The sequence below is a fragment of the [Clostridium] scindens genome, assembly GCF_019597925.1.
Classification (GTDB): Bacteria; Bacillota; Clostridia; order Lachnospirales; family Lachnospiraceae; genus Clostridium_AP.
Map to the genome: position 1 here is coordinate 116,003 of NZ_CP080442.1, position 25,162 is coordinate 141,164.

Here is a 25,162-nt window from a genome sequence, read left to right on the forward strand (position 1 = left end):
CATGTAGAGAGATGTCTTGTGCCTTTCAAAACGGAGAGTGATATGATATAATAACTGCAAAGTGTCAAAAAACGCTAGTGATATTATATAGGGGACAGGAGGGCAGGTATGAATATATTAGTAGTAGACGACGAGAAGGAAATTGCAGATGTGATAGAACTCTATCTCCAGAATGACCAGTATAGCGTATATAAGTTCTATACCGGCCAGGAGGCGCTAGACTGTATTGGCAGCATGAAGATCGATCTGGCGATCCTTGATATCATGCTTCCGGATATTGACGGGTTCCAGATCCTGAAGCAGATCCGGGAGAAATACACGTTCCCGGTAATCATGCTGACGGCTAAGACAGAATATATGGACAAGATCACGGGGCTTACGCTGGGAGCGGACGACTACATCCCCAAGCCCTTCAATCCGCTGGAACTGGTGGCCAGGGTAAAGGCTCAGCTGCGCAGGTATACCCAGTACAACGAAGGGTCCAAAGAAGAAGGAGAGATTATAGACTTCGGGGGCCTGGTACTGAACAGGACCTCCCATGAATGCGTCTATAATGAAATGCCGCTTACGCTTACGCCGATCGAGTTCGATATTCTCTGGCTTCTCTGCGAGAACCGGGGGAAGGTGATCAGTTCGGAGGAACTTTTTGAAAAAGTATGGCATGAAAAATATTACAAGAACAGCAACAATACGGTGATGGTGCACATCCGGCACCTTCGGGAGAAGATGAATGCGCCCACCGGCAAATCTGATTTTATCAAGACGGTATGGGGAGTAGGTTATAAGGTTGAAGAATAACTATCGCAAGCTTAAGTTCAGCATCCTGCTGCAGACGGTTTTTGTAACCGCTGTCACGGTGCTGGTGGGCGGTTTTCTGCTGAACTATGTAATCGACGGCATATATAATGACAGTTTTGCCAGGATATTCGTAGATTTCCTGACTTCTCTTGATGTGGAGGAGAAGACGGCCATAGATTTATACTGGAAGCTGATCGGAGACAACAAGACCTTTTTCATGGTCGTTGGCTTCCTGCTTCTTTTTGCCCTGTTTTTCTATGTGGCCTTGTCTAAGATGACGAAGTATCTGGATCAGATCGGGGACGGGATCGAAAATATCGTGTCGGATTCCACGGAGCCGATTCATCTGATCACGGAGTTAAAGCCGATCGAGATCAGGCTGAATGAGATTAAGGCGACCCTGAAGCGTCAGGAACTGGAGGCGGAAGAGGGGGAGAAAAAGAAGAATGACCTGGTGATCTTCCTGGCCCATGACCTTAAGACCCCGCTGACCTCTATTGTGGCATACTTAAGCATGCTGGACAGCCATCCGGACATGTCGCAGGAGGAACGGGAGAAATACACCCACATTGCATTTGAGAAATCGCTGCGTCTGGGAGAACTGATCAATGAGTTCTTCGACATTACCCGCTATAATCTCCAGAATATTGAACTGGAGTCCGTGGAGATCAACCTGTCATTGATGCTGGAGCAGCTGGCGGACGAACTCTATGGCGTGCTGCAGGAAAAGCAGCTTGCCTGCCAGGTAGATGTGGAAGAGAATCTGGTGGTCTACGGGGATCCGGATAAGCTGGCCCGGGTCTTTGACAATATTCTGAGGAACGCGATCGCATACTGCTATGACAATACCAGGATTCAGATCGAGGCGCAGATGAAGGGGCAGGACGTGGAGATTATCTTTACGAACCAGGGAGATAAGATTCCCGGGGCAATGCTTCAGACTATATTCGAGAAGTTCTACCGCGTAGATGGCTCCCGTTCCAGCGGGACCGGAGGTGCAGGGCTAGGACTGGCCATTGCCAAGCAGATTGTGGAATTGCATGGAGGGCTGATCCGTGCAAAAAGCGATGACAGCAAGACGCAGTTTATTGTGACATTGCCGACAAGGACAGAAAAGGAAGAAGGGACAGCAGAGGATGAAGTTCATACACATCGCAGACGTACATTTAGGAGCAAGCCCGGACGCAGGAAGCGCGTACAGCGAAAAGAGGGCGAAGGAGATCTGGAATAGCCTGAAGAGAGTGGTAGATGCCTGTAATAAAGAGCGGACGGACCTTCTTCTCATAGCCGGCGACCTATTTCACCGGCAGCCCCTGCTTCGGGAACTGAAGGAAGTCAATTCTCTTTTAGCGACCCTTAAGCATACCCAGGTGGTGCTGGTGGCCGGAAACCATGATTATCTGAAGAAAGATTCTTATTACCGCACGTTCCGGTGGGCGAGGAATGTGCAGATGATCCTGTCAGAGGATATCTCCTGCGTGGAATTTCCTCAGCTATCCCTGGCTGTATACGGATGCAGCTACCATTCCCGCGAGATTAAGGAGGCAAAGTATGATAATGCATTTGCCGGGAAGAAGCAGAGGTATGAGATTCTGATCGCCCATGGAGGGGACGAGAAGCATATTCCGATACAAAGAAATAAAATAAAGGCCCTTGGCTATGATTATGTTGCCTTGGGACATATCCATAAGCCGCAGGTGTTCCAGGAAGAAGGCGCCGCTTACGCGGGAGCCCTGGAACCCATTGATAAGAATGACGTCGGGCCTCATGGCTATGTCCGGGGCGAGATGGATGATAAAGGCTGCAGGGTATGGCTTGTGCCGGATGCCGAACGAGAATATGTCCACATGGATGTAGAGATAGACAAGGCCATGACGGGCCACTCGGCACGGGAACGCATAAAGGCGCAGATCAAAGAGAGGGGAGTACAGAATCTATATAAGATTACGCTGAAGGGGTTCCGTGACCCGGATATTCTATTTGATCTGGGGGACATGGATCCATATGGAAATGTGGTAGAAGTGTCGGATGAGACAAAGCCCGCATATGAGTTTGGGAGGCTTCTGGAACAGAACAAGGATAACCTGCTGGGAAAATTTATTGAATCGATGCAAGACTATGGAAAGGACAGCATAGAATATCAGGCTCTGTGCGAAGGTGTCCAGGCGCTGATGGAAACGAGAAGAGGCTAGATATGAAAATTCGGGAGTTAATAATTAAGAATTTCGGCAAATTTTCGAATCAGGATATTTTGCTGGATGATGGGATCAATATATTATATGGGGAGAATGAGTCAGGGAAATCCACGCTGCATGCTTTTATCAGAGGGATGCTGTTTGGCATGGAAAGAGGACGGGGAAGGGCTTCCCTTAATGATACATACAGCACTTATGAACCATGGGAGAACCCCAATTACTATTCAGGAGTGCTGAGATTCGAAAGTGGAGGAAAGATGTTCCGGATTGACCGGAATTTTGATAAATATTCGAAGAAGGCAGAACTCTACTGCGAGGATGACGGAGAACAGCTTTCTATAGAAGACGGGGATCTTCAGATGCTGCTGGGAGAGCTTAGCGCTGCCAGTTATGACAACACGATATCCGTGGGCCAGATGAAGGTGGAGACAGGCCAGTCTCTTGCGGCGGAATTTAAAAATTATGCCACCAATTATTACGCTACAGGCAATACGGAGATTGACCTGGAAGGGACCCTTCAGAATCTTAAGGAAAAGAAGAAGGCGCTGGATAAGGAAGCAAAAGATGCCTTGGTCAGGAAGCAGCAGAAAAGAGAACTCATTGAGCAGGAGGCATCCTATGTCTGGCGGGATATTCACCGGCTGGAAGAAGAGCAGGATAGCATCACGGAAGAACTGCTGCACAGGGAAGAGAAGGAGAAGCAGGAGGAGGCTTCCGGCAAAGGAGTCATAGACGAGCTGCGCCCATCCAAGTGGCGGATTCATCCGGTAGAGATCGGACTTTTTATCATTTTCATTATCTTGGCGGTGATCCTGATCGCCAAGCCGTGGAACTATTTGGTTGCGATCGTCATTTTCCTGGCCTGTGGGCTGTATGTGTGGAACCGCATGAAAGAGGGGAAAAAGAAGGAAAAGACTCCGCCGGAGATCATACTGGAGGAGATTACGCCGGAAGAAGAGAAGATTCCCATTGAAAGGCTTGTATGGGAAAAGAACCGCGTGGAAGAAGAACTGCAGGAGAAGCAGATACAATATGGAAACTTGAAAGACCAGCTGATGGACCTTGATGAAGTCAGCGAGGATTCTCAGTGGATTGACCGCAGGCGTGCTGCCATCCAGATGGCAATAGACCGGTTAAATGAACTTTCCGGGGAACTGCAGGTGCAGTTAAAAGAGGAATTAAACAGGAAAATCTCTGAGATCATATGCCAGATTACAGGCGGGAAATATACCAGGCTCCTGGTAGAGGAAGACCTGCACATGAGCCTGGTATCGGAAGGGAAGCGGATTCCCATGGAACAGGTAAGCCGAGGAACAATAGAGCAGATTTACTTTTCCTTGCGGATGACTGCCAGCAAAGTCTTGCAGGAGGAGGAAAATCCGGTCATACTGGATGATACCTTTGCCTATTATGATGACGAGCGGCTGAAGCGCACGCTTGCGTGGCTTGCAAAGAACAAAAAGCAGGTCCTTATATTCACTTGCCAGAAGCGGGAGATCCAGCTGTTGGAAGAACTGGGGCTGGATTATCATAAGGTGTGCCTGTGAAAGTCCTATGAAGATAAATACACAGAAAGAAACCTCCAAAGTAGATTGGATAGATCGCCGTCTCTACTTTGGAGGTTTCTTTTGCGTAACTAGATCTCTTCGCCTCTTTTATATTTTTCCAGTACATTCTGGATACGCTCGTTGGGATTCAGAATGCTGCTGATGGAACCGTCATGGTTCAGTGTATCAATCATCAGCGCGATGTATTTGCTCATCTCGCAGCTGATATAGTATGGACGCTCCAGAAGTTCCGGCGTCTGATAGATCAGGTTGGTGGTCAGAATGGCATCGATCAGGCCATCTTCGTAGGCTTTGTCGAACTTCTCGAGGCCATTGGTGAACAAGCCGAAGGTGGCCGCGGCAAAAATCCGCCTTGCCTTGCGCTGCTTCAGCTGTCGCGCTACATCCAGGATACTGTCGCCGGAAGAGATCATGTCATCCAGGATAATGACATCCTTTCCTTCCACAGAAGAGCCCAGGAATTCATGGGCAACAATCGGATTGCGTCCATTGACTATCTTCGTATAATCGCGCCTCTTGTAGAACATGCCCATATCCAGATTCAGCATGTTGGCCAGATAGATCGCGCGCTCGGTGGCTCCCTCGTCCGGGCTGATCGCCATCATGTGGTCGCAGTCGATCTGCAGATCCTTGAAGTTGCGCAGAAGTCCTTTGATAAACTGGTATGTGGGGCGAACCGTCTCAAAGCCATTCAGAGGAATGGCATTCTGCACCCTTGGATCATGGGCGTCAAAAGTAATGATATTGTCTACGCCCATCCGCACCAGTTCCTGAAGCGCCAGGGCGCAGTCCAGGGATTCCCGGCTGCTTCTCTTGTGCTGGCGGCTTTCATACAAGAACGGCATGATCACGTTAAGACGGCGGGCCTTTCCGCCGATAGCGGCGATGACACGCTTCAGATTCTGATAATGATCGTCCGGGGACATGTGATTCTCATGTCCTGTCAGCGAGTAGGTCAGGCTGTAATTGCAGACGTCTACCATCAGATAGATATCCATTCCCCTGACAGAGTCATTGATAATGCCTTTGGCTTCGCCGGAGCCAAAACGGGGGACCTTTGCGTCTATTAGAAATGTATCCCGTTCATAACCGTGGAAAACGATGTCATCCTTGTGGGCATGTCCATCCTCTTTCCTCCATTTGACAAGGTAATTATTTACCTTGCCTCCCATTTCTTTACATCCGTCAAGGGCAATGATTCCAAGCGCTCCTACAGGAATGTTGTCAAGATTACGATCGTTACGGCGTAACATCTTTTGTACCTCCCAGGTTTAATAATTTTTTTTGGATACGGATATCATCTCCGGTAAGGCGCAGAATCGTATAGTTACTGCTGATCCGGGAGAAAGTCCGCTCCGAATAGATAGATTTTATGTCTTCCAATGCAAGATTGGTAGATATAATGGTTGATTTCTGCCTTAAGATACGCTCATTGAGGCAGATAAACAACTGCGATACCGTAAAAGAATTCGGCAGTTCCGTACCCAGGTCATCTATGATCAGAAGGTCGCAGTCATAGATGTGCTCGCAGGCGTCGGAGTCCTTCGCATCTTTTCTGCCAAATGCGCTCTCGGCAAATATATCAAAGAGCTGTGTCGCAGTAAAATATATAACAGAAAATGATGCATCAATCAACTCCTTGGCAATACAATGAGAGAGGAAAGTCTTTCCTACCCCCGTGTCTCCATATAATAGTATGTTATGAAACTCTGTGGAAAATGTATCTATGAATTCATGACAGGCTTTCAGCGCGGTCTGTATGGCTTCCAGCGAGGATCTTCCGGTCAGAGGATCAATATGGTTGCTGGAATAAAACCCCAGAGAACAGGTAGAAAAGTTCTCTTTGCCTAATATTTCCTGTAGATTTGACTGCGTGTACAAAAGATCCACAATGGCCTTCTTAAAACAGTGGCACTTTTTCGTGCCGATATATCCCGTATCCTTACAGTCCGGGCAGGTATAATGAAGTTCCAGGTAATCCTTTGGCAGTCCATGGGATTCAAGCAGCTGGTATTTGCGTTGGGACAGGCTGCGGACATCTTCCTTCAGAGAAGAAAGTGCCCCCTGATTGCCGTCCAGAAGGCTGCGGGCCTTCTCTACGCTTAAGGAGGAGATGGAATGATCCAATTCTTCCAGAGCCGGAATCAGGGAGTACGCTTTTTCATAGCGTCTCCTTAACTGGTACTCATTATCCAGTTGTCTTTGTTCGTATGTACGCATCAACTGATCGTACTGGGAATTGGAAAGTGCCATATTATGGTAGATCTCCTTATTTTATCGTGCTTACTGCTGAACCAGCTTGCGCTCCAGGTCGTCCATATCATAGGAGCGGCCGTCAAAATTGTTGAATTTATTATTCTTTGTATTGATGGCAGGCTTGGCAGCCTGTTTTTTCTTGCGTTCCTTTTCTCTCAGGTAATCTGCATCCAGGGCTTCAATATCCTTCAGATAATGGACATTCTTGCCAAGCCAGTTTTTGAGGATGGTATCCGTATACTCAAAATTTGGCTGATGGATGGTGTTCATAGTACGGTTGCATGCTTCTAATATAATATCCAGCGTGAAGCCATACTCCTCATTCCATTTGCGGATATACGCAATCTCGGAAGTAGCGGGAGCCCGTCCCTTGATTCCATAAGCGTTTAATACAGAATAGCAGTTCTTATTATATAAGATCGTGCTGGACTTGGCCGCCTCCACGGTGGTGATCTTCTGGTCATTCCAGGAGAGGGCTACCTTTTGGATGTAATGCATGCTTTTATGCCCGTTCTCGACACAGTATTCGATGAGATACTCGATCAACTCCGCCGACATGTGCAGCGTATCGAAAAAATATGTAATGGTGTCAATATCCATGGAAGACAGCGTCTTTCCAAGGTATTGCTCTGCTACAAAAAGCAGTTCCTTGAATTCCTTGCGTTCCTTCCTGCTGCGGTACTGCTGAATGTTAGGCGCGGACGCGGAGTCATCCTGTACATCCGGCAGAGGCGCGGAGTCAGCCGCTATCGCGTCGGAGGCGGCATTCTTCATATAAGAGGCAGGGGCGGATTCGGAGGCGGGGAGTTCTTCGCATTCCTCGCAGTAGTCCAGCAGTCCCTGCTTTTTCCAATAATTCAGCGCGCGGACCACATCCTTTTCCGTGCATTCCAGCTTATCTGCAATCTCAGAAACGGACAGCATCCCGGAAGGCTCATTCATGTGGCGCAGCAGAAGAAGATACACCTTTACATATTCTCCATTTGCTTTGACCATATGATGGTCAATAAATTCGTTCTCAAGCACAGTGGTATTGCCCTGCGCATAGTTGGTAAGTGTTAATCTCTTCATAATTCTTACGCCAGTCCTCCTTGTCAGTTCGTTTCTCGTGTATGAGTTATTATAGCACCAGAAGGACAGGCGCAAAAGAAATTTCTAAGCCAAAATCCATGTTTTTTGTGGATAAAAATCTGTGGAAAATGTGGATAACTACCGCTTTAAAAGTTCTTCGCCAATGTTTACAACATCTCCGGCGCCCATAGTTATCAACAAGTCCCCTTTTTGACACTTTTCTACACAAAAATCCTGGATGTCTTCAAAGGAAGAAAAGTAATAGGCATCGCATCCCTTTTCCTTCAGCGCATCTGCGATATCCTTGGAAGAGATTCCCAGGTTATCGGTCTCCCTCGCTGCATAAATGTCTGAAAGCACCACGTGGTCGGCATGCGCCAGGGCCTCCACGAATTCATGGAACAAAGCCTTGGTCCTGGTGTAGGTGTGGGGCTGGAAAACGCACCAGAGTTCCCGGTGGGGATAATACTTGGCAGCAGTCAGAGTAGCATTGATTTCCGTTGGATGATGGGCATAGTCGTCGATGATGGTAACGCCATCCATCTCGCCCTTGTATTCAAATCTCCGGTCAGTTCCAGTAAATTCCTTAAGCCCCTTTTTCATCGTATCAAGGGATACTCCAAGAAGGTCTGAGACAGCGATGGCAGCCAATGCGTTGGATACATTGTGGTCGCCATTGACGGACAGAGATATCCGATCAACGAAGACGCCAGATTTTACCAGGTCAAAAGAAGCCTCCCCTAGTTTATTATGGGAGATGTTTGTTGCGCTGTAATCCATGGAACTGTCATCTCCGTATTTTATAATACGGCAGTCAAGTCCTTCGGTAATACGGTCCAGTTTGTCGATATTTCCATTAATGATCAAAGTTCCGTCCTTTGGCAGAAGTTTCGCAAATCTGTGGAAAGAACAGCGGATATCATCCAGATCCTTGAAGAAATCCAGATGATCCTCGTCAATATTGAGAATAACGCTTATCTTTGGAAAGAAATGAAGGAAACTGTTGGTGTATTCGCAGGCTTCCGTAACGAACAGCTCCGATTTCCCCACCTTTATATTCCCTCCGATCGCCTTAAGGATCCCTCCTACGGAAATCGTAGGGTCCATCTCGCCGGCCAGCAGGATATGCGAGAGCATGGATGTGGTGGTAGTCTTGCCGTGAGTGCCTGAGATGGCGATGGGAACATCGTAATTGGTCATCAGCTGTCCCAGAAGTTCCGCCCGGCTAAGCATAGGCAGCCCCTTTTTAATCGCCTGGGCGTATTCCTCGTTGTCCTCATGGATGGCAGCGGTATACACGACCACATCAATCCCGTCAATAATATTGGACGCTTTCTGGCCATAGAAGATGGTAGCGCCCTGCTGCTTCAGGTGGCTGGTCAGGGCTGATTCCTTGTTGTCAGAGCCGGATATGGCAAAACCCTCTTTCAGCAGAATCTCAGCCAGGCCGCTCATGCTTATGCCGCCGATTCCGATAAAGTGCACGTGTACAGGTTGCTCAAAATTGATTTTATACATAAAATACCTTCCTCTTCCATATGTTCTGTTTCCGTTAAAAAATGTAGTCATAAATATATATATCTTTCCATATTATTATATACATATATGGAAAAAAAACCAAGCCGTAACTTTTTGTGATATTTTAATAAAAAGTTCACAAAAAGTTCATTTAATTTGTAAAATTTGTTCACTCAAAATCAAAACTATGGTATAATGTGAACTATAAAAATTACTGAGAAGGGGTGATGACATGATTAAGAAAGAGATGATTGCAATGTTGCTGGCAGGAGGCCAGGGAAGCCGATTGGGAGTCCTAACAGCCAAGGTAGCCAAGCCAGCCGTTGCTTTTGGAGGTAAATATAGAATTATTGACTTCCCACTCAGCAACTGCATTAACTCAGGAATTGATACTGTGGGAGTGCTAACTCAATATCAGCCATTACGATTAAACACGCATATAGGAATTGGTATTCCTTGGGATCTGGATCGTAATATCGGAGGCGTAACAATTCTGCCGCCTTATGAGAAGAGTAACAGCAGCGAATGGTATACTGGTACCGCCAATGCCATATACCAGAACTTGGATTATATGGAGACATTTAATCCGGATTATGTATTGATTCTTTCCGGAGACCATATCTATAAGATGGATTATGAAGTCATGCTCGACTATCATAAAGAGAACAATGCAGATGTAACAATTGCAGCAATGCCGGTGCCGATCGAAGAAGCCAGCAGATTCGGCATCGTAATTACGGATGAAGACGGAAGGATTACCGAATTCCAGGAGAAGCCTCCGCAGCCAAAGAGCAATCTGGCGTCTATGGGCATCTATATTTTCAGCTGGCCAGCATTGAAGGAAGCGCTTGTGGCATTGAAGGACGAGCCGGGGTGCGACTTTGGAAAGCATATTATTCCATACTGCCATGAGAAGAATGAGAGATTATTTGCTTATGAGTACAATGGATATTGGAAAGACGTAGGGACGCTTGGCTCATATTGGGAAGCCAATATGGAACTGATCGATATTATTCCGGAATTCAACCTGTATGAAGAGTTCTGGAAGATCTATACCAACAGCGATATTATCCCTCCGCAGTATATTTCAGGACAATCTGTGATTGAAAGAAGCATTATCGGCGATGGATCGGAAGTGTATGGGGAAGTACATAACTGCGTAATTGGTTCCGGTGTCACGATTGGGGAAGGCACGGTAGTCAAGGACTCCATTATTATGAAAGACGTAAGCATTGGCAAGGGCTGCGTGATTGACAAGTCGATCATTGCGGAAAACTGCGAGATTGGGGACAATGTAACATTTGGAATTGGCAGCGATGTGCCGAACAAGCTTAAGCCGGCAGTCTATTCCTTCGGTCTTGTAACGGTTGGCGAGAACTCCGTCATACCGGGCCAGGTGCAGATCGGCAAGAACACTGCCATCAGTGGCGTAACATCCAAAGAAGACTATCCAAATGGAATACTGGAAAGCGGAGAGACATTGATAAAGGCGGGTGAGCGAGCATGAGAGCAGTAGGTATTATTTTAGCAGGCGGAAACAGCAATAAGATGCGTGAATTGACACATAAGAGAGCGGTGGCGGCAATGCCGATAGCCGGAAGCTACAGGGCGATTGATTTTGCGCTGAGCAACATGTCTAATTCACATATACAGAAGGTAGCAGTGCTGACCCAATACAATGCCCGTTCATTGAATGAACATCTGAATTCCTCCAAATGGTGGGATTTTGGAAGAAAGCAAGGCGGCTTGTATGTGTTCACTCCTACGATCACGGCAGATAATGGGTACTGGTACAGAGGAACGGCAGATGCGATCTACCAGAATCTGGATTTCCTTAAGAGATGCCATGAGCCATATGTGATCATCACATCCGGCGATGCGGTATATAAGATGGATTATAACAAGGTGCTTGAGTACCACATTGCCAAGAAGGCCGATATTACGGTGGTTTGCAAGGAACTGGAGCCTGGCGAGGATGCCAGCCGCTTTGGAACGCTTAAGATGAACGAATCTATGCGGATTGAAGAGTTTGAAGAGAAGCCGATGGTAGCCAAATCAAACACGATTTCAACGGGAATCTATGTAATCAGAAGAAGACAGCTGATTGATCTGATTGAATCCTGCGCAGAGGAAGACAGGCACGATTTTGTAACCGATATCCTGATCAGATATAAGAATCTGAAAAAGATATACGGTTATAAGATAAAAGATTACTGGAGCAACATATCAACGGTGGACGCTTATTATCGGACAAACATGGATTTCTTGAAGCCGGAAGTAAGGAATTACTTCTTCAAGCAGCATCCGGATGTCTACTCTAAGGTGAGTGACCTGCCGCCGGCAAAATACAATCCCGGCGCAGTGGTTAAGAACAGCCTGGTAGCGAGTGGAAGCATTATCAATGGTACGGTAGAGAATTCTATCCTCTTTAAGAAGACGTTTGTCGGTAACAACTGTGTTATTAAGAATTCAATCATTCTGAACGACGTCTATCTCGGGGACAATACATACATCGAGAATTGTATTGTAGAAAGTCGTGACACGATTAGAGCCAATACACGTCATGTTGGGGAAAATGGTGTGAAAGTAGTTGTGGAAAAGAACGAGAGGTATGCACTATAGTGCAGCGGCTTGTAAAGAAAGGGGCTAGAGGAAAATGCAAATCACGGATGTACGCGTGCGTAAAGTGGCAAAAGAGGGAAAGTTAAAGGCGGTAGTATCAATTACTATGGATGAGGAATTCGTAGTACATGACATCAAGGTCATTGAGGGTGAAAAAGGACTCTTTATTGCTATGCCGAGTAAAAAAGCATTAGACGGGGAATATCGAGATATTGCGCATCCAATTAATTCAGAGACCAGAGAGCGTATACAGAGTATTATTCTTGAGAAATACGAAGAAGCGTTGAATGAAGAGGAAGAATAAGAAATATTAAGATGGACAGGGTATGCAAAAGAATGCATACCCTGTTTTTGATTTACGGCAGCCAAAAAAGTGTCTAGCCTAACAAATGAAACGTCATGTTTTTGTGGGTTTTGGGATGTAAGAATTCCAGCCGATAGGCGCACAGGCAGATGTTCTGCCAGCCTCCGGCTTCCTGTGCCTTCTGGTTATACTTGGTATCGCCTGCGATGGGGCAGCCCATATGCGCCAGCTGCACGCGGATCTGATGATGGCGGCCGGTATCCAGCCTGATATCCAGTTCTGTCCGTGGCGCATCATCGTTTGGCGCTTGGTCAAAAAGGAAAGGTCCCTGTTCTACAACGGCATAATGAAGACGGGCAAGTTTGGCTCCTGCCGTGCCGGAAGCGCAGACGCGGGAAGTGTTTGCACGCCCATCCTTTATGAGATAGTCCTCCAGCGTGCCTTCTTTCTGAGAGGGATGGCCGTCTGTCAAAGCACGGTAATATTTTGCGAAGCCATGGCTCTGCAGCTGGCGGTTCAGTTCCTTTGCCGCAAAAGGCGTCTTGGCGAATACCAGGATCCCTTTTACAGGCTGATCCAGGCGGTGGATGACCGCCAGGTATGGCTCGCCTTTTTCAGGGGCAGACTGATAGATATGATTCTTAACAAGACTTTCCATATCGGGCGTGCCTGCCCGCCTGCTCTGGGTTGGAACTCCGTGAGGCTTTATGCACACCAGTATGTGGGCGTCCTCATATAAGATTTCTATGTGCTTGGTATTCATATGAATTCTCCTTGACTTTGCGACTTTTCACTCTTATCATTTAAACATAGTGGATTAAAATATGCAAATGAAAATAGGGGAAGGCAGAAAAATGGATTATTTACTATTAATTCTGGGATTTATATTATTGATCAAAGGAGCGGATTATTTTGTGGACGGCAGTTCCAGCGTGGCAAAGCTCTTGAAGGTGCCAACGATAATTATAGGACTTACGGTAGTGGCATTTGGGACAAGCATGCCGGAACTGTCGGTCAGCGTGACGGCGGCTATCAAGGGAAATAATGATCTGGCTGTCAGCAACGTGCTGGGATCGAATATATTCAACCTGCTGGTGGTGCTTGGGTGCTGCGCGCTGGTGAATCCTGTCCGGGCCAAGTGGTCTTTGCTGAAAAAGGAATTCCCATTTTCTATTTTTATAGCGGTGATACTGCTGCTTCTGAATTCCGATTTCTCGATTACAAAGGTCCTGAGCGGGGAAGGGAAATATGTTCTTGGCAGATGGGGCGGGCTGCTCTTTCTTGTACTGTTTGCCTTGTTCCTGTATGCGACGGTTAAGACGGCGCTGCGTTCCAGGAACGAGGTGATGGAGGAAGAGGAAGATTATAAACTGCTTAGTCCGGCAAAAAGCGCGGGATATATTCTGGTGGGCCTGGCTGGCATTATCTGGGGAGGCGATCTGGTTGTGGACAGCGCAAGCAGCATTGCAGTATCCTTTGGGCTTAGCCAGACGTTCATCGGACTGACGATCGTGGCCCTTGGAACATCCCTGCCGGAACTGGTGACATCCGTAGTTGCGGCCAGAAAAGGCGAGAATGACCTTGCGGTGGGCAATGTGGTAGGCTCCAATATTTTCAATATTCTTCTGATACTGGGAGTATCGGCTACGATAACGCCGATCGTGCTGGATATTACAGCGGTCTATGACACGATGATTCTGATCGTGGCAAGCATTATCGTATATGTGGCGGCCATCAGCAAGCATGAAATACACAGAAAAGAAGGCGTGATGTTTCTGGTCGCATATCTGGCATTCTTTATCTATGTGCTGCTTCGATAGGACAGGCTTTTGGCGGATTTCGTAATATTTTGGGTTGACAAATGAGTGACAATAGATTAAAATTACGTTTAATTCAATATTATTTGGCGATGAAGAGGATTAGTACATGTAAGCGAGCCTCAGAGAGGAGATCATCTGGTGCAAGATTTCCGCTTAGAACTGCATGGAACCCGCCTTGGAGCCACTGTATGAAAGTGCAGCGTCCTGCCGGCGTTAATGGTTAATGAGAGAACTGCGAAAGGGTCGCAGTTAACTAGGGTGGTACCGCCGAGCTTTTCGGTCCCTTTTTAGGGAGCGAAACAGCCCGGCGTTTTTTGTCTGCTGCAATCAAGCTCCCGCCAGTAATTAAAGTGGGGCAAGGGCCCTGCGAGAGAAGAAAAGGAGAAGAGAAACATGGCAAAGGAAAAGAAATTAGTTGAAAGCATCACGCCACGTGATGAGGATTTCGCGCAATGGTACACAGATGTGGTACGCGAGGCCGAACTCTGCGATTATTCAAGCGTAAAGGGATGCCTGAACTACCTGCCTAATGGCTACGCAATCTGGGAACTGATCCAGGCGGATCTTGACAAGCGTTTTAAAGAGACCGGGGTAGAGAATGTATACCTCCCAACTTTGATTCCAGAGAGCCTTTTGGAAAAAGAAGCGGATCATATCGAAGGATTCGCTCCGGAAGTAGCATGGGTTACACATGGCGGTATGGAAAGACTACAGGAAAGATTATGCATCCGTCCTACATCAGAGACGCTGTTCTGTGATTTGTGGGCAAAGACGGTTCAGTCATATAGAGATCTTCCAAAGGTATGGAATCAGTGGAATACCGTACTGCGCTGGGAGAAGACAACAAGACCTTTCCTTCGTTCAAGAGAATTCTTATGGCAGGAAGGCCACACAATCCATGCAACATATGAAGAGGCAGAGGAACGCACGATCCAGATGCTTCATGTATACGAAGACTGCTACAAGGAGACGCTTGCGATACCATTCGTATCCGGAAGAAAGGCAGAGCATGAGAAGTTTGCCGGAGCACAGGATACGTACACCATTGAAGCGCTGATGCATGACGGAAAAGCCCTGCAGTCCGCAACCAGCCATTTCTTCGGAAGCGGATTCCCGGATGCGTTCGGAATCAAGTATGTGGATAAGAACAACCAGCTTCAGAGCGTATATGAGACATCCTGGGGATGGTCTACAAGAAGTATCGGCGCCCTTATCATGGTTCATGGCGATGACAGCGGACTGGTGCTTCCGCCTCATGTGGCTCCTGTAGAATGCCGGATCATCCCGATCGCACAGCACAAAGAAGGCGTGCTGGACAGATCTTTTGCACTGCTGGATGAACTTAAGAAGGCTGGATACAGAGTGAAGATCGATGACTCTGATAAGAGTACAGGATGGAAATTCTCTGAGCAGGAGATGCTGGGAATTCCTACTCGTATCGAGATCGGACCGAAGGATATTGAGAAGAACCAGGTGGTCGTTGTCCGCCGTGATAACCGTGAAAAGATCGTCGTATCCTTGGATGAGATTGCAGTGAAGCTGCGCGACATCTTAGAGCAGGAGCAGCAGGATATGTATGACAGGGCGAATGAGTTCCTTCAGGGCCACATCGATACTGCTACAACCATGGATGAAATGGTTGAGAAGTTCAAGGCTAACCGTGGATTTGTCAAGGCTTGCTGGTGTGGAGATCCAGAATGCGAAGGCGAAGTGAAGTACGCCACAGGCGGAGCGGCAACCAGATGTCTGATCGAAGATGAGGAAATGATTTCCGATAAATGTATCTGGTGTGGAAAGCCGGCCAAGCATATGGCATACTGGGGCAAATCCTACTAGGAAATAGAGTGCTTAGAATATCAGGAACTGCTGTACCAAGAGTGAAAAAACCTTGGTATGGCAGTTCTTTTTTTCTTGGAACAGTCTTGGAATATCATAGATTTGTTAATTCAGGAAGAAATGTGATATGATAGGATAAGCTAGTTTATTTGGAGGATATCGCTGTGGGAGATAGAACTATACAATTGCCTGAAAAAGTAGGCAGAATTATCGGGACGCTTCAGGAACATGGGTATGAGGCGTATGCAGTAGGCGGATGCATCCGGGATTCTATCCTGGGAAGGGAGCCGGAGGATTGGGATATCACGACATCAGCCATGCCGGAAGAAACAAAGGCTTTGTTCGATAAGACGTTTGATACCGGCATCCAGCATGGAACGATTACGGTACTTCTGGAAAAAGAAGGATTCGAAGTGACGACGTACCGGATCGATGGGAAATACGAAGACAGCAGGCATCCGAAGGAAGTTACCTTTACGCGCAATCTCCGGGAAGATCTGCTTCGGAGGGATTTTACCATCAATGCGATGGCATATAATGAAACGGATGGCCTGGTTGATATATTTGGAGGGCTTGAAGATCTGGAAGCAGGGATGATACGCTGCGTTGGCAACGCGAAGGAACGATTCAAAGAAGACGCGCTTAGAATCCTGCGGGGAGTGCGCTTTGCGGCCCAGCTGGGATTCAATATAGAGGAGGACACCCGGCAGGGGATGAAAGAACTGGCCTGGACGCTTCAGAATATCAGTGCGGAAAGAATACAGGTAGAATTAGTAAAAATGATTACATCAAAGCGTCCGGAAATGGTGCGTGAGGCATATGAATTAGGAATGACGCGGATAGTTCTTCCGGAATTTGACCAGTTGATGACGACTGGCCAGGAGACGCCGCACCATAGGTATAATGTGGGCGAGCATACGCTGCATGCCATGAAGAATATCCGCGCGGATAAGATCCTAAGGCTTGCCATGCTGCTGCATGATATGGGGAAGCCGGCGTTAAAGACGGTGGATGAAGCAGGAGTCGCCCATTTTAAGAAGCATGCCCTGGAGAGCGAGAGAATTGCCGGAAATGTGCTAAGAAGGCTGAAATTCGACAATGATACGATACGCAAAGTGACAAGGCTGGTCCGCTACCATGACCTTCGCATGCCTGCCACGGCAAAAAGCGTTCGCAGGGCCATGAACCAGATCGGGGAAGAACTATTCCCATATTACATGGAAGTACGCCGCGCGGACGTGCTGGCCCAGAGCATGTATCAGAGGGAGGAAAAGATCGAGAATCTGGATCAGATAGAAGAATTATACCGCCAGATCGTGGAAGATGGCGACTGCGTATCTTTAAAGGATCTGGCAGTGACCGGCCGGGATCTGATCGCCTCGGGCATGAAGCCTGGCAAGGAAATTGGCGAGAAACTGGAGGAATTGCTGAAACTGGTCATAGAGGATCCCAAATTAAATACAAAGGAAGAACTGCTGAAACGGCTGAATTAAAGAAAATCCCCTGCCCTTAATCATATTTTCTCTTTTCCTGACATACGTTAGAGAGAATATGTAATATAGAGTGCAGGGGATTAGTATGCAGGAATATGAACTAGGTGTTTTAGAGCAGTATAATATAGAAGTCATCAGCACCCGTAAAACCAGGGGTGCTATTTTATGCGACACGGATCAGGGGCTGCTTTTGCTGAAAGAAGTGAGGGTGTCTGAGAAACGTATCCCTGCGCTGTACGAATTGTATGAATATCTTTATAGCCAGGGATATGGAAGAATAGACAGGATCATACTGACCAGGGAAGGAGAATGCCTTTCTGCGCTGGAAGACGGCAGCAGATATATGCTGAAGTCCTGGTTTAAGGGCCGGGAGTGCGATGTAAAGAAACCGGCAGAACTGCTTGCGGCATCCGGCAACCTGGCGAAGCTTCATATATTGATGCGCCATGAACTGGAGAGCAATGTGACGGCGGGAGCCCATCTGAAAGATGAGTATCTGCGCCATAACAGGGAATTAAAAAAGGTGCGTAAGTTTATGAGAGGCATTGCGCCCAAAGGAGAATTTGAATTCGCGTTTCTGAAGCATTTTGACCAGATCTACCAGTGGGCGGACGCGGCGATAGCGGAATTGGAGAATTCGGACTATGAGAGCCTCTACCAGGACAGCGTCAAGAACTGCTGTATGACCCACGGCGAGTATAACTACCATAATATACTGATGGTGCAGGGGGATTATAATTACAAGAAAGAGCCTTACCGCATTGCCACCACTAACTTTGAGAAGTTTAAGAGGGATGTGCAGGTGGAGGATCTGTATTATTTCCTGCGCAAGGTCATGGAAAAACACGGATGGAAGGAACGGCTTGGGGACAATATGATCAATGCATATTCCGCGATCAGGCCGATTACGGATGCGGAGCTGGAATATCTTAAGATACGCCTGATCTATCCGGAGAAGTTCTGGAAGATTGCCAATTCGTATTATCATTCGAATAAGGCGTGGATATCCATAAAAAGTATAGAGAAACTCAATACTTCCATTAAGCAGACAGAAGAAAAGAAGCGGTTTTTAGAGGACATATTTTCTTTTCATTTATAACTTCCTGTTGTATAATAAAAGCATTAAGGACAGGAGGTACGACTATGGAATATCGTGAAAAATATGAGGGATGGCTAAGCAATCCATACTTTGATGAAAACACAAAGGATGAACTAAGAAGCATAGCGGAAGATGATAATGAGATCAAGGAGCGCTTCTATAAAGATCTCGAATTTGGAACTGCCGGACTAAGAGGAATCATCGGCGCAGGAACGAACCGCATGAACATCTATACGGTCAGGAAGGCAACCCAGGGGCTTGCCAACTATATTATGAAGAATGGCGGTCAGGCGAAAGGCGTGGCGATCGCATACGATTCCCGGCGCATGTCTCCGGAGTTTGCAGATGAAGCTGCACTGTGCCTTGCCGCTAACGGAATCAAGGCGTACGTGTTTGAATCCCTGCGCCCGACGCCGGAACTTTCTTATGCTGTTCGCTCCCTTGGATGCATAGCCGGAATTAACATTACAGCCAGCCATAATCCGCCGGAGTATAATGGATACAAGGTATACTGGGAGGATGGCGCACAGATCACCCCGCCTCATGACAAAGGAATCATGGCTGAGGTTGAGGCAGTTACGGATTATAATACGGTTAAGACTATGGGGCTTGAGGAAGCAAAGAAGGCCGGACTCTATGAAGTGATCGGGCAGGAAGTGGACGATGGCTACATTGCAGAACTTAAGAAGCAGGTGATCCATCAGGACTCTATTGATGCGGTAGGCAAGGAACTGAAGATCGTCTACAGTCCTCTTCACGGTACCGGAAATATACCGGCAAGGCGCATTCTGAAGGAACTGGGGTTTGAAAATGTATATGTAGTAAAAGAACAGGAATTGCCGGACGGAGAATTCCCGACCGTTTCCTATCCGAATCCGGAGGCCAAGGAAGCCTTTGAACTTGGACTTGCGCTTGCCAAAGAAGTGGATGCCGATCTGGTGCTGGCTACAGACCCGGATGCGGACCGCCTTGGAGTGTACGTAAAAGATGCCAAGTCAGGAGAGTACAAGGTGCTTACCGGCAATATGTCCGGCTGCCTGCTTGCAGACTATGAGATCGGCCAGCGCAAGGAAGTCAGCGGGCTTCCGGATGACGGCTATCTCATTAAGACGATTGTAACCTCCAATCTGGCGGACGCCATAGCCAAAGGCTACAATATTGGGCTTATCGAGGTTCTGACCGGCTTTAAGTATATCGGACAGCAGATCCTTGGATTCGAGACTACGGGGAAAGGGACATATCTCTTTGGGTTTGAAGAAAGTTATGGCTGCCTGATCGGAACCCACGCAAGGGACAAGGATGCGATCGTAGCGACAATGGCCCTGTGCGAGGCTGCGGCTTATTATAAGACGAAGGGCAAGACTTTGTGGGACGCTATGGTGGACATGTATGACAAGTATGGCTATTACAAGGATGATATCCAGTCTATCACGCTAAAAGGAATCGAGGGTCTTCAGAAGATCCAGGAAATCTTAGAGACTCTGCGTAAGAACCCGCCGATGGAAGTAGGCGGATACAAGGTGCTGAAGGTAAGGGATTACCAGGCTGATACGATCAAAGACGTGGCTACAGGCGATGTGACGCAGACCGGGCTTCCAACATCCAACGTCTTGTATTATGATCTGACGGATGACGCCTGGCTGTGCGTAAGGCCATCCGGTACGGAGCCTAAGGTAAAATTCTACTATGGAATCAAGGGAAGTTCTCTTGAAGATGCGGATGAAAAATCAAGCAAGCTTGGAGAAGAAGTTTTATCCATGATCAACACCATGATGTAAGCCAGGGAAAAAGTGGGAAAACCCTGAAAATACGGGAAAAACTGAGAAATCACCTTGACAAATACAGGGAAAACAGGTATAACAGTAACTAAAGGCATGCCATATGAGCGTATGGGGAGCCGAATAATTTGTAGAATTGAAAATAAGGGATTCTATACGTAAACAAGAGGAGGAAATTATCCATGAACAAAACAGAATTAGTAGCAGCAATCGCTGACCAGGCAGAATTATCTAAAAAAGATTCTGAAAAAGCATTAAAGGCTTTTATTGATGTTGTAACAGATGAACTGAAAAAAGATCATAAGGTACAGTTAGTCGGCTTTGGCACTTTCGAAGTAAGCAAGAGAGCAGCAAGAGAAGGAAGAAATCCTCAGACAGGAAAAACCATGAAGATTGAAGCATGCAAGGCTCCAAAATTCAAAGCTGGAAAAGCATTGAAAGACGCTGTTAACGCATAATTCGGCGAACGGATAAGTTTTATAAAAGTATAGGAATAGAGAGCGCCTTACGCTCTCTATTTTTATGTCTGGAAGGAGGATGTTATGAGACTGGACAAGTTTTTAAAGGTTTCCCGCCTGATCAAGAGGAGGACCGTGGCAAACGAGGCCTGCGATGCAGGAAGAGTGACGGTCAATGGAAGCGTGGCAAAGGCCTCCGTGAAGGTAAAGCCAGGAGATATCATTGAGATTCAATTTGGAACGAAGACGGTGAAGGTGGAAGTGCTGGATATACAAGAGACTACAAAAAAGGAAGAAGCCAAAGATCTATTCAAATATTTGTAATAAATGGAAACAACCCTTCATAAGATAATTAAGAAAGGTTGTGATGCGCATGGAAGAAAGAACCGTACAAAAAAACCATAAACTGGTGATCAATAACCGGAAAACCAGCCTTGTTACAGGCGTTATAGATGTGCTGTCCTTTGACCTGAATGAGATTCTGCTGGAGACGGAGCAGGGAATGATGATGGTGAAGGGGACAGATCTGCATGTCAACCGCCTGAGTCTGGAAAAAGGGGAAGTGGACCTGTCAGGAAATATAGACAGCGTGGCATATTCGGATGTCCAGGCGCATGGCAAGCAGCAGGAGAATATATTCTCGAAATTATTCAGGTGATTGCATGCCAGGACTGAAAGAAGAATTAATGGTGTTTGTGATGGCGGTGATATCCGGCGCCATCGTGCGGCTGGCCTACCGCTGTATCGCCTGCTTCCGGAATATCATAAGGCATAATCTCGCAGCCATAGGGATAGAAGACCTTATTTTCTGGATCGGCTCTGCCATCTATATCTTTGTGCAGATTTACCATACAAGTGATGGTAGTATAAGGTGGCATTTTGTACTAGGTGTTGTGCTGGGGGCAGTTTTGATGACGGTTTTTTTAAGACAGTTGGAAAAAGTGTACAAAAAAATCTACACGCGTAAGAAGAAGGATTTTCCCCAAAAGTCTTGATTAAAAGAAGGAAAAAAGTTAATATATTATTATTAATTGGGTGAGTATAGCCAGCAGGGGTGCCGGCGTAAGGGTGAGTAATTATATGAATGGAATTAAACAAAAGAGCCGTAGAAGGCGGCAGAAAAAACGCATACAGCGACATAAGAGAAGCGTGCTGGCGGTCAGCGCCGTAATTCTTCTGCTGGTAGTGGTAGTATCCGCGAGCAGCATGACGCTCCGCGCAAGAGATAAGTCCTATCAGGCACAGGAGATGGAGCTGAAGGAGCAGATAAAGGAAGAGACGGCACGCAAAGCAGAGATCAAGGATCTTGAGAAGTACGTGGGAACAGATGAATATGTAGAAGATGTTGCCAAAGACAAACTAGGTCTGGTACATGAGAATGAGATTATATTTAAGGCAAAATAAACAGATGATAAGCTTTAGGAAGTAGGATTCCTAAAGCTTTTTTCTTTGTCTGGGAGAAATTTGTCTAATAACCATTGAAAGGGGAGCAAAGAATGGCGGAGGTAAAAGAGAAAGAGACTTTTGTGAATCCTTATGTCATACAGATGGACAAGTTTGCGGATTCGCTGATGCATCTGTCAAAGACATTTCTGACACTGGAGGATTATAAGGGGACCTTTACCAAAGATGAGATTGAGGAGATGTTCCTGAAGATTACGGACAAGGTCTGCGAGAACTGTGAAAAGAAGGAGTGGTGCATGGGAGAGAACCGGGTCCATACCTATCAGATGCTGTATGAGATTCTATGCGCCGTGGAAGAATATGGAGCGGAACTGAATATTGAATTAAAGCGGAAACTGCAGAAGAAATGCATCATGGCGCCCAGATTCTTAAGGGAGACGCTGGAAGTATTCGAGAATGCGAAGCAGATCTTGATGTGGAACAACAAGATCGTCCAGAACCGGGAAGGATATGCCGTGCAGCTGAATAGTTTTGCGAAGATGATCCAGTATACCACTAGGGAACTGGATGCGGGCATATTCGAAGATGAGCATCTGGAAAAACGGCTGAAGAATCAGCTGAAGAAATGCGGGGTAAGAATGCTGTCCGCAGTATTCTATATGACGCCCCAGGGAAAGTATGAGATTCATCTGACGGTGAAGGCTATGAAGGGACACCTTATAGCCACCAAGGAGTTTGCGGCGCTGGTCGGGAACTGCGTGGGAAGAATCATGATGCCGGAACAAGGAGAACGGCCCATCATTGGGGAAGAGTACTGTACGGTCGCGTGCGTGGAGGGCGCCAGATACCATACCTTGCAGGGCGTGGCGAAGATTGGGAAAGGATGCGAGAAGATCTCCGGGGATACGTTTCTGATGACGGACCTTCCGGGCGGAAAGAAAGGCATCGCCTTATCGGATGGAATGGGATCGGGCGAAGAGGCTTTCCGGGAAAGCACGATGGTGGTAGAGATGCTGGAGGAACTGCTGGAAGCAGGGTTCCCTGTAAAGACGGCCGTCCAGATGATGAATACGGCTCTGGTGATCGGCAGAGAAGAAGTGCGTTTTTCCACGATAGACGTCAGCCTGTTTGATTTGTATAGCGGTACCTGCGAATTTGTAAAGGCCGGTGCATCAACCACATTTATCAAAAGGAAGGACGCGGTTGAGAAGATCTGTTCTACGACGCTGCCAATCGGGGTCCTTCAGGATATTGAGATTGATACGGTGACAAAGAGCCTTGGGTCCGGGGACTATGTGATCATGGTGACGGATGGCATCATGGACGCGCTGCCTGTGGGAGAGCAGGATGCGCTGATGAGCACATTTATACTGGATTCTAATATCGTCAATCCAAAAGAGATGGCGCATCATATCCTGGGACAAGTTCTGGAATGGACCGGGGAAGTACCCCTGGATGATATGACGATATTGGTAGTAGGAATGTGGAAACTGTAAGGAGAACTTGCTTTTTACCGGGAAATTCTATATATTTAAGTGGAACAGACGAATTACTAACATAAGAAGGATTATGATATGTATCATAAGGTAAAGGCGTATATAGAGAAGTACCATATGCTGGATGAAAAGGATAAGGTGATTGTAGGCGTATCAGGAGGGGCAGACTCCATATGCCTTCTTTTCATGCTCATCGAATTGAAAAAGGAAATGGGCCTGTCTGTGGAGGCGGTTCATGTACATCACGGGCTGAGGGAAGAGACCGCGGATGCGGATGCGGCCTATGTAAAAAAAGTATGCAAAGAGTTAGGAATCGAGCTTCGCTTATTTTATGAAGATGTAAAATCCTTTGCTTTGCATAATAAGATGAGCGAAGAAGAGGCTGGCAGATATGTAAGAAGGCGGATTTTCAAGGAGGTCCTGAAGGAAGCGGGAGGGACCAAGATCGCGCTTGCCCATCACCAGAATGATAATGCGGAGACCTTGCTGTGGAATCTGTGCCGGGGATGCAGCCTGAAAGGAATGGGGGGGATTGCGCCTGTAGACGGCGTATTTATTCGCCCTCTTTTGTGTCTAAAGCGGGAAGAGATTGAATCATATCTGGTGAATCGGGGAATATCTTATTGTACGGATGAAACCAATCTCGAGGATGGCCATACCCGGAACCGGATCCGCAACCACGTGATACCTTATCTGGAAGAGCAGGTAAATGAGAGGGCGGTTTCCCATATGTCGGAGACTATGGAACAGATGAGACAGCTGTGGAAATATGTAGAGTCAGAAACTACGCGTTACGCTGCCAGATGCATAAAGGTGTCAAAGGACCAAACGAGGAGGGTACTTCTTAAGCAGGAATTCATCCTTGTGCCAGAGGCGCTGCGCTCCTATGTGCTTCATGAATTTATATGCCAGGCGGCCGGGAGGCGCAAAGACATTGAGTCGGTCCATGCAAAGATGCTGTTTGAACTGCTGGATAACCAAGTGGGACGCCAGGCAAGGCTCCCCTATGGAATCGTGGCAGTGCGAAGCTATGAGGGAATCGAGCTTCGCAGGGAAAGCGAGGGACGCCCAAAAGACCAGAATCTAACAGACCAGAATCCGGAAGGGCTTATGAAGATGCGAACGCTTAAGAGAACGCCGGGGAAAGTAATATTTCCGGAAAACCCCTACACGAAATGGTTTGATTATGATATAATAAAAAATACTGTAAAAATCAGGCATAGGGAGCCGGGAGACTATATAACGATTGATAAAAACGGCAAAACCCAGAAACTGAAGCAGTATTTTATTAATGAGAAGATTCCACAGGAGGAAAGAGACCGGATCTGGCTTATCGCGGATGGGAAACATATCATGTGGATTGTAGGGTACAGGCAGAACCAGCAGTATCAGATCACAGAGAATACCAGAAGGATTCTGGAAATAGAATTTTGCGGAGGATGAAAA

The 25,162-nt window shown here is 47.0% G+C and carries 24 protein-coding genes and 1 other annotated feature; of the genes, 19 read left to right on the forward strand and 5 right to left on the reverse strand.

Features of this window, described 5'->3' with window-relative positions; all coding sequences use genetic code 11:
• Window positions 1-108 precede the first annotated feature (108 nt).
• Genes vanR through K0036_RS00560 form a run of 4 tightly spaced genes read left to right on the forward strand, consistent with a single transcriptional unit; the run spans window position 109 to window position 4,540 of the window.
• The gene (gene vanR / locus K0036_RS00545) at window positions 109-798 is read left to right on the forward strand and encodes a VanR-ABDEGLN family response regulator transcription factor (RefSeq protein ID WP_220430458.1); all 690 of its coding nucleotides are present in this window, start codon (window positions 109-111) and stop codon (window positions 796-798) included.
• Window positions 788-2,029: a sensor histidine kinase gene (locus K0036_RS00550; RefSeq protein WP_220430459.1), complete on the forward strand. Its 1,242-nt coding sequence runs from the start codon at window positions 788-790 to the stop codon at window positions 2,027-2,029. Before vanR ends, K0036_RS00550 begins: the two co-directional genes overlap by 11 nt.
• Complete coding sequence (locus tag K0036_RS00555; protein WP_220430460.1) at window positions 1,935-2,990, forward strand: metallophosphoesterase family protein; 1,056 nt, start codon at window positions 1,935-1,937, stop codon at window positions 2,988-2,990. Before K0036_RS00550 ends, K0036_RS00555 begins: the two co-directional genes overlap by 95 nt.
• A gap of 2 nt (window positions 2,991-2,992) precedes the next feature.
• Window positions 2,993-4,540 carry an ATP-binding protein gene (locus tag K0036_RS00560; protein WP_220430461.1) on the forward strand — a complete coding sequence of 516 codons (1,548 nt, stop codon included), beginning with the start codon at window positions 2,993-2,995 and terminating at the stop codon, window positions 4,538-4,540.
• Window positions 4,541-4,629: 89 nt separating this feature from the next.
• Here K0036_RS00560 and K0036_RS00565 read toward each other — a convergent pair whose 3' ends face one another.
• From K0036_RS00565 to murC, 4 genes are all read right to left on the reverse strand, one after another.
• Window positions 4,630-5,814 (reverse strand): ribose-phosphate pyrophosphokinase, encoded by a 1,185-nt coding sequence (locus K0036_RS00565; RefSeq protein WP_025646205.1) that lies wholly within the window; start codon window positions 5,812-5,814, stop codon window positions 4,630-4,632.
• Window positions 5,801-6,814 (reverse strand): ATP-binding protein, encoded by a 1,014-nt coding sequence (locus tag K0036_RS00570; protein WP_220430462.1) that lies wholly within the window; start codon window positions 6,812-6,814, stop codon window positions 5,801-5,803. The genes K0036_RS00565 and K0036_RS00570 overlap by 14 nt, the downstream gene beginning before the upstream one ends.
• Window positions 6,815-6,844: 30 nt before the next feature.
• Window positions 6,845-7,888 (reverse strand): DnaD domain protein, encoded by a 1,044-nt coding sequence (locus K0036_RS00575; RefSeq protein WP_220430463.1) that lies wholly within the window; start codon window positions 7,886-7,888, stop codon window positions 6,845-6,847.
• A 138-nt stretch (window positions 7,889-8,026) separates the two neighbouring features.
• A complete protein-coding gene (gene murC / locus K0036_RS00580) occupies window positions 8,027-9,406 on the reverse strand; it encodes a UDP-N-acetylmuramate--L-alanine ligase (protein ID WP_025646199.1) in 1,380 nt (459 codons plus the stop codon).
• Window positions 9,407-9,638: 232 nt separating this feature from the next.
• On the opposite strand from murC, the gene K0036_RS00585 reads away from it, so the two are divergent.
• The 3 genes from K0036_RS00585 to spoVG are packed head-to-tail and all read left to right on the forward strand — an operon-like array spanning window position 9,639 to window position 12,332.
• Window positions 9,639-10,913: a glucose-1-phosphate adenylyltransferase gene (locus tag K0036_RS00585; protein WP_025646197.1), complete on the forward strand. Its 1,275-nt coding sequence runs from the start codon at window positions 9,639-9,641 to the stop codon at window positions 10,911-10,913.
• On the forward strand, window positions 10,910-12,028 hold the full coding sequence (gene glgD / locus K0036_RS00590; RefSeq protein WP_025646195.1) for a glucose-1-phosphate adenylyltransferase subunit GlgD: 1,119 nt from the start codon (window positions 10,910-10,912) through the stop codon (window positions 12,026-12,028). Before K0036_RS00585 ends, glgD begins: the two co-directional genes overlap by 4 nt.
• 34 nt (window positions 12,029-12,062) lie before the next feature.
• Window positions 12,063-12,332, forward strand: coding sequence for a septation regulator SpoVG (gene spoVG, locus K0036_RS00595; protein ID WP_025646193.1), 270 nt, complete (start codon window positions 12,063-12,065; stop codon window positions 12,330-12,332).
• 73 nt (window positions 12,333-12,405) lie between these two features.
• On the opposite strand, the gene K0036_RS00600 is transcribed toward spoVG, so the two are convergent.
• Entirely contained in the window at window positions 12,406-13,095 is a 690-nt protein-coding gene (locus K0036_RS00600; RefSeq protein ID WP_025646191.1) for an RluA family pseudouridine synthase, read from the reverse strand.
• A gap of 91 nt (window positions 13,096-13,186) precedes the next feature.
• Between K0036_RS00600 and K0036_RS00605 the strand changes: the two genes are divergently transcribed.
• The 12 genes from K0036_RS00605 to tilS all read left to right on the forward strand — a co-directional run bounded on the left by K0036_RS00605 (window position 13,187) and on the right by tilS (window position 25,159).
• Complete coding sequence (locus K0036_RS00605) at window positions 13,187-14,152, forward strand: calcium/sodium antiporter (RefSeq protein ID WP_220430464.1); 966 nt, start codon at window positions 13,187-13,189, stop codon at window positions 14,150-14,152.
• 80 nt (window positions 14,153-14,232) lie between these two features.
• Window positions 14,233-14,440 (forward strand) — a binding site (T-box leader).
• A 105-nt stretch (window positions 14,441-14,545) separates the two neighbouring features.
• Entirely contained in the window at window positions 14,546-15,988 is a 1,443-nt protein-coding gene (gene proS, locus K0036_RS00610) for a proline--tRNA ligase (RefSeq protein WP_025646187.1), read from the forward strand.
• A 164-nt stretch (window positions 15,989-16,152) separates the two neighbouring features.
• Window positions 16,153-17,481, forward strand: coding sequence for a CCA tRNA nucleotidyltransferase (locus tag K0036_RS00615; RefSeq protein ID WP_220430465.1), 1,329 nt, complete (start codon window positions 16,153-16,155; stop codon window positions 17,479-17,481).
• Window positions 17,482-17,566: 85 nt separating this feature from the next.
• Window positions 17,567-18,580, forward strand: coding sequence for a CotS family spore coat protein (locus tag K0036_RS00620; protein WP_025646183.1), 1,014 nt, complete (start codon window positions 17,567-17,569; stop codon window positions 18,578-18,580).
• Window positions 18,581-18,624: 44 nt separating this feature from the next.
• Entirely contained in the window at window positions 18,625-20,358 is a 1,734-nt protein-coding gene (locus K0036_RS00625) for a phospho-sugar mutase (RefSeq protein ID WP_220430466.1), read from the forward strand.
• A gap of 149 nt (window positions 20,359-20,507) precedes the next feature.
• Window positions 20,508-20,816, forward strand: a complete 309-nt coding sequence (locus K0036_RS00630) for an HU family DNA-binding protein (RefSeq protein ID WP_227036256.1) — start codon at window positions 20,508-20,510, stop codon at window positions 20,814-20,816.
• 84 nt (window positions 20,817-20,900) lie between these two features.
• Entirely contained in the window at window positions 20,901-21,140 is a 240-nt protein-coding gene (locus K0036_RS00635) for an RNA-binding S4 domain-containing protein (protein WP_006444606.1), read from the forward strand.
• A gap of 49 nt (window positions 21,141-21,189) precedes the next feature.
• Window positions 21,190-21,474, forward strand: a complete 285-nt coding sequence (yabP, locus tag K0036_RS00640; protein WP_025646175.1) for a sporulation protein YabP — start codon at window positions 21,190-21,192, stop codon at window positions 21,472-21,474.
• A 4-nt stretch (window positions 21,475-21,478) separates the two neighbouring features.
• Window positions 21,479-21,811, forward strand: coding sequence for a spore cortex biosynthesis protein YabQ (gene yabQ / locus K0036_RS00645; RefSeq protein WP_025646173.1), 333 nt, complete (start codon window positions 21,479-21,481; stop codon window positions 21,809-21,811).
• A gap of 85 nt (window positions 21,812-21,896) precedes the next feature.
• Window positions 21,897-22,220 (forward strand): FtsB family cell division protein, encoded by a 324-nt coding sequence (locus K0036_RS00650; RefSeq protein ID WP_025646171.1) that lies wholly within the window; start codon window positions 21,897-21,899, stop codon window positions 22,218-22,220.
• A gap of 92 nt (window positions 22,221-22,312) precedes the next feature.
• A complete protein-coding gene (locus K0036_RS00655; protein WP_025646169.1) occupies window positions 22,313-23,716 on the forward strand; it encodes a SpoIIE family protein phosphatase in 1,404 nt (467 codons plus the stop codon).
• A gap of 78 nt (window positions 23,717-23,794) precedes the next feature.
• The gene (gene tilS, locus K0036_RS00660) at window positions 23,795-25,159 is read left to right on the forward strand and encodes a tRNA lysidine(34) synthetase TilS (RefSeq protein ID WP_220430467.1); all 1,365 of its coding nucleotides are present in this window, start codon (window positions 23,795-23,797) and stop codon (window positions 25,157-25,159) included.
• Window positions 25,160-25,162: the final 3 nt, after the last annotated feature.

Bases quoted from the DNA above. Each gene is read 5' to 3' on its own strand.
- vanR (WP_220430458.1), top strand. From the start codon at position 109: ATGAATATATTAGTAGTAGACGACGAGAAGGAAATTGCAGATGTGATA.
- K0036_RS00555 (WP_220430460.1), top strand. From the start codon at position 1,935: ATGAAGTTCATACACATCGCAGACGTACATTTAGGAGCAAGCCCGGAC.
- K0036_RS00560 (WP_220430461.1), top strand. From the start codon at position 2,993: ATGAAAATTCGGGAGTTAATAATTAAGAATTTCGGCAAATTTTCGAAT.
- K0036_RS00565 (WP_025646205.1), bottom strand. From the start codon at position 5,814: ATGTTACGCCGTAACGATCGTAATCTTGACAACATTCCTGTAGGAGCG.
- K0036_RS00570 (WP_220430462.1), bottom strand. From the start codon at position 6,814: ATGGCACTTTCCAATTCCCAGTACGATCAGTTGATGCGTACATACGAA.
- K0036_RS00575 (WP_220430463.1), bottom strand. From the start codon at position 7,888: ATGAAGAGATTAACACTTACCAACTATGCGCAGGGCAATACCACTGTG.
- murC (WP_025646199.1), bottom strand. From the start codon at position 9,406: ATGTATAAAATCAATTTTGAGCAACCTGTACACGTGCACTTTATCGGA.
- K0036_RS00585 (WP_025646197.1), top strand. From the start codon at position 9,639: ATGATTAAGAAAGAGATGATTGCAATGTTGCTGGCAGGAGGCCAGGGA.
- glgD (WP_025646195.1), top strand. From the start codon at position 10,910: ATGAGAGCAGTAGGTATTATTTTAGCAGGCGGAAACAGCAATAAGATG.
- spoVG (WP_025646193.1), top strand. From the start codon at position 12,063: ATGCAAATCACGGATGTACGCGTGCGTAAAGTGGCAAAAGAGGGAAAG.
- K0036_RS00600 (WP_025646191.1), bottom strand. From the start codon at position 13,095: ATGAATACCAAGCACATAGAAATCTTATATGAGGACGCCCACATACTG.
- K0036_RS00605 (WP_220430464.1), top strand. From the start codon at position 13,187: ATGGATTATTTACTATTAATTCTGGGATTTATATTATTGATCAAAGGA.
- proS (WP_025646187.1), top strand. From the start codon at position 14,546: ATGGCAAAGGAAAAGAAATTAGTTGAAAGCATCACGCCACGTGATGAG.
- K0036_RS00620 (WP_025646183.1), top strand. From the start codon at position 17,567: ATGCAGGAATATGAACTAGGTGTTTTAGAGCAGTATAATATAGAAGTC.
- K0036_RS00625 (WP_220430466.1), top strand. From the start codon at position 18,625: ATGGAATATCGTGAAAAATATGAGGGATGGCTAAGCAATCCATACTTT.
- K0036_RS00635 (WP_006444606.1), top strand. From the start codon at position 20,901: ATGAGACTGGACAAGTTTTTAAAGGTTTCCCGCCTGATCAAGAGGAGG.
- yabP (WP_025646175.1), top strand. From the start codon at position 21,190: ATGGAAGAAAGAACCGTACAAAAAAACCATAAACTGGTGATCAATAAC.
- yabQ (WP_025646173.1), top strand. From the start codon at position 21,479: ATGCCAGGACTGAAAGAAGAATTAATGGTGTTTGTGATGGCGGTGATA.
- K0036_RS00650 (WP_025646171.1), top strand. From the start codon at position 21,897: ATGAATGGAATTAAACAAAAGAGCCGTAGAAGGCGGCAGAAAAAACGC.
- K0036_RS00655 (WP_025646169.1), top strand. From the start codon at position 22,313: ATGGCGGAGGTAAAAGAGAAAGAGACTTTTGTGAATCCTTATGTCATA.
- tilS (WP_220430467.1), top strand. From the start codon at position 23,795: ATGTATCATAAGGTAAAGGCGTATATAGAGAAGTACCATATGCTGGAT.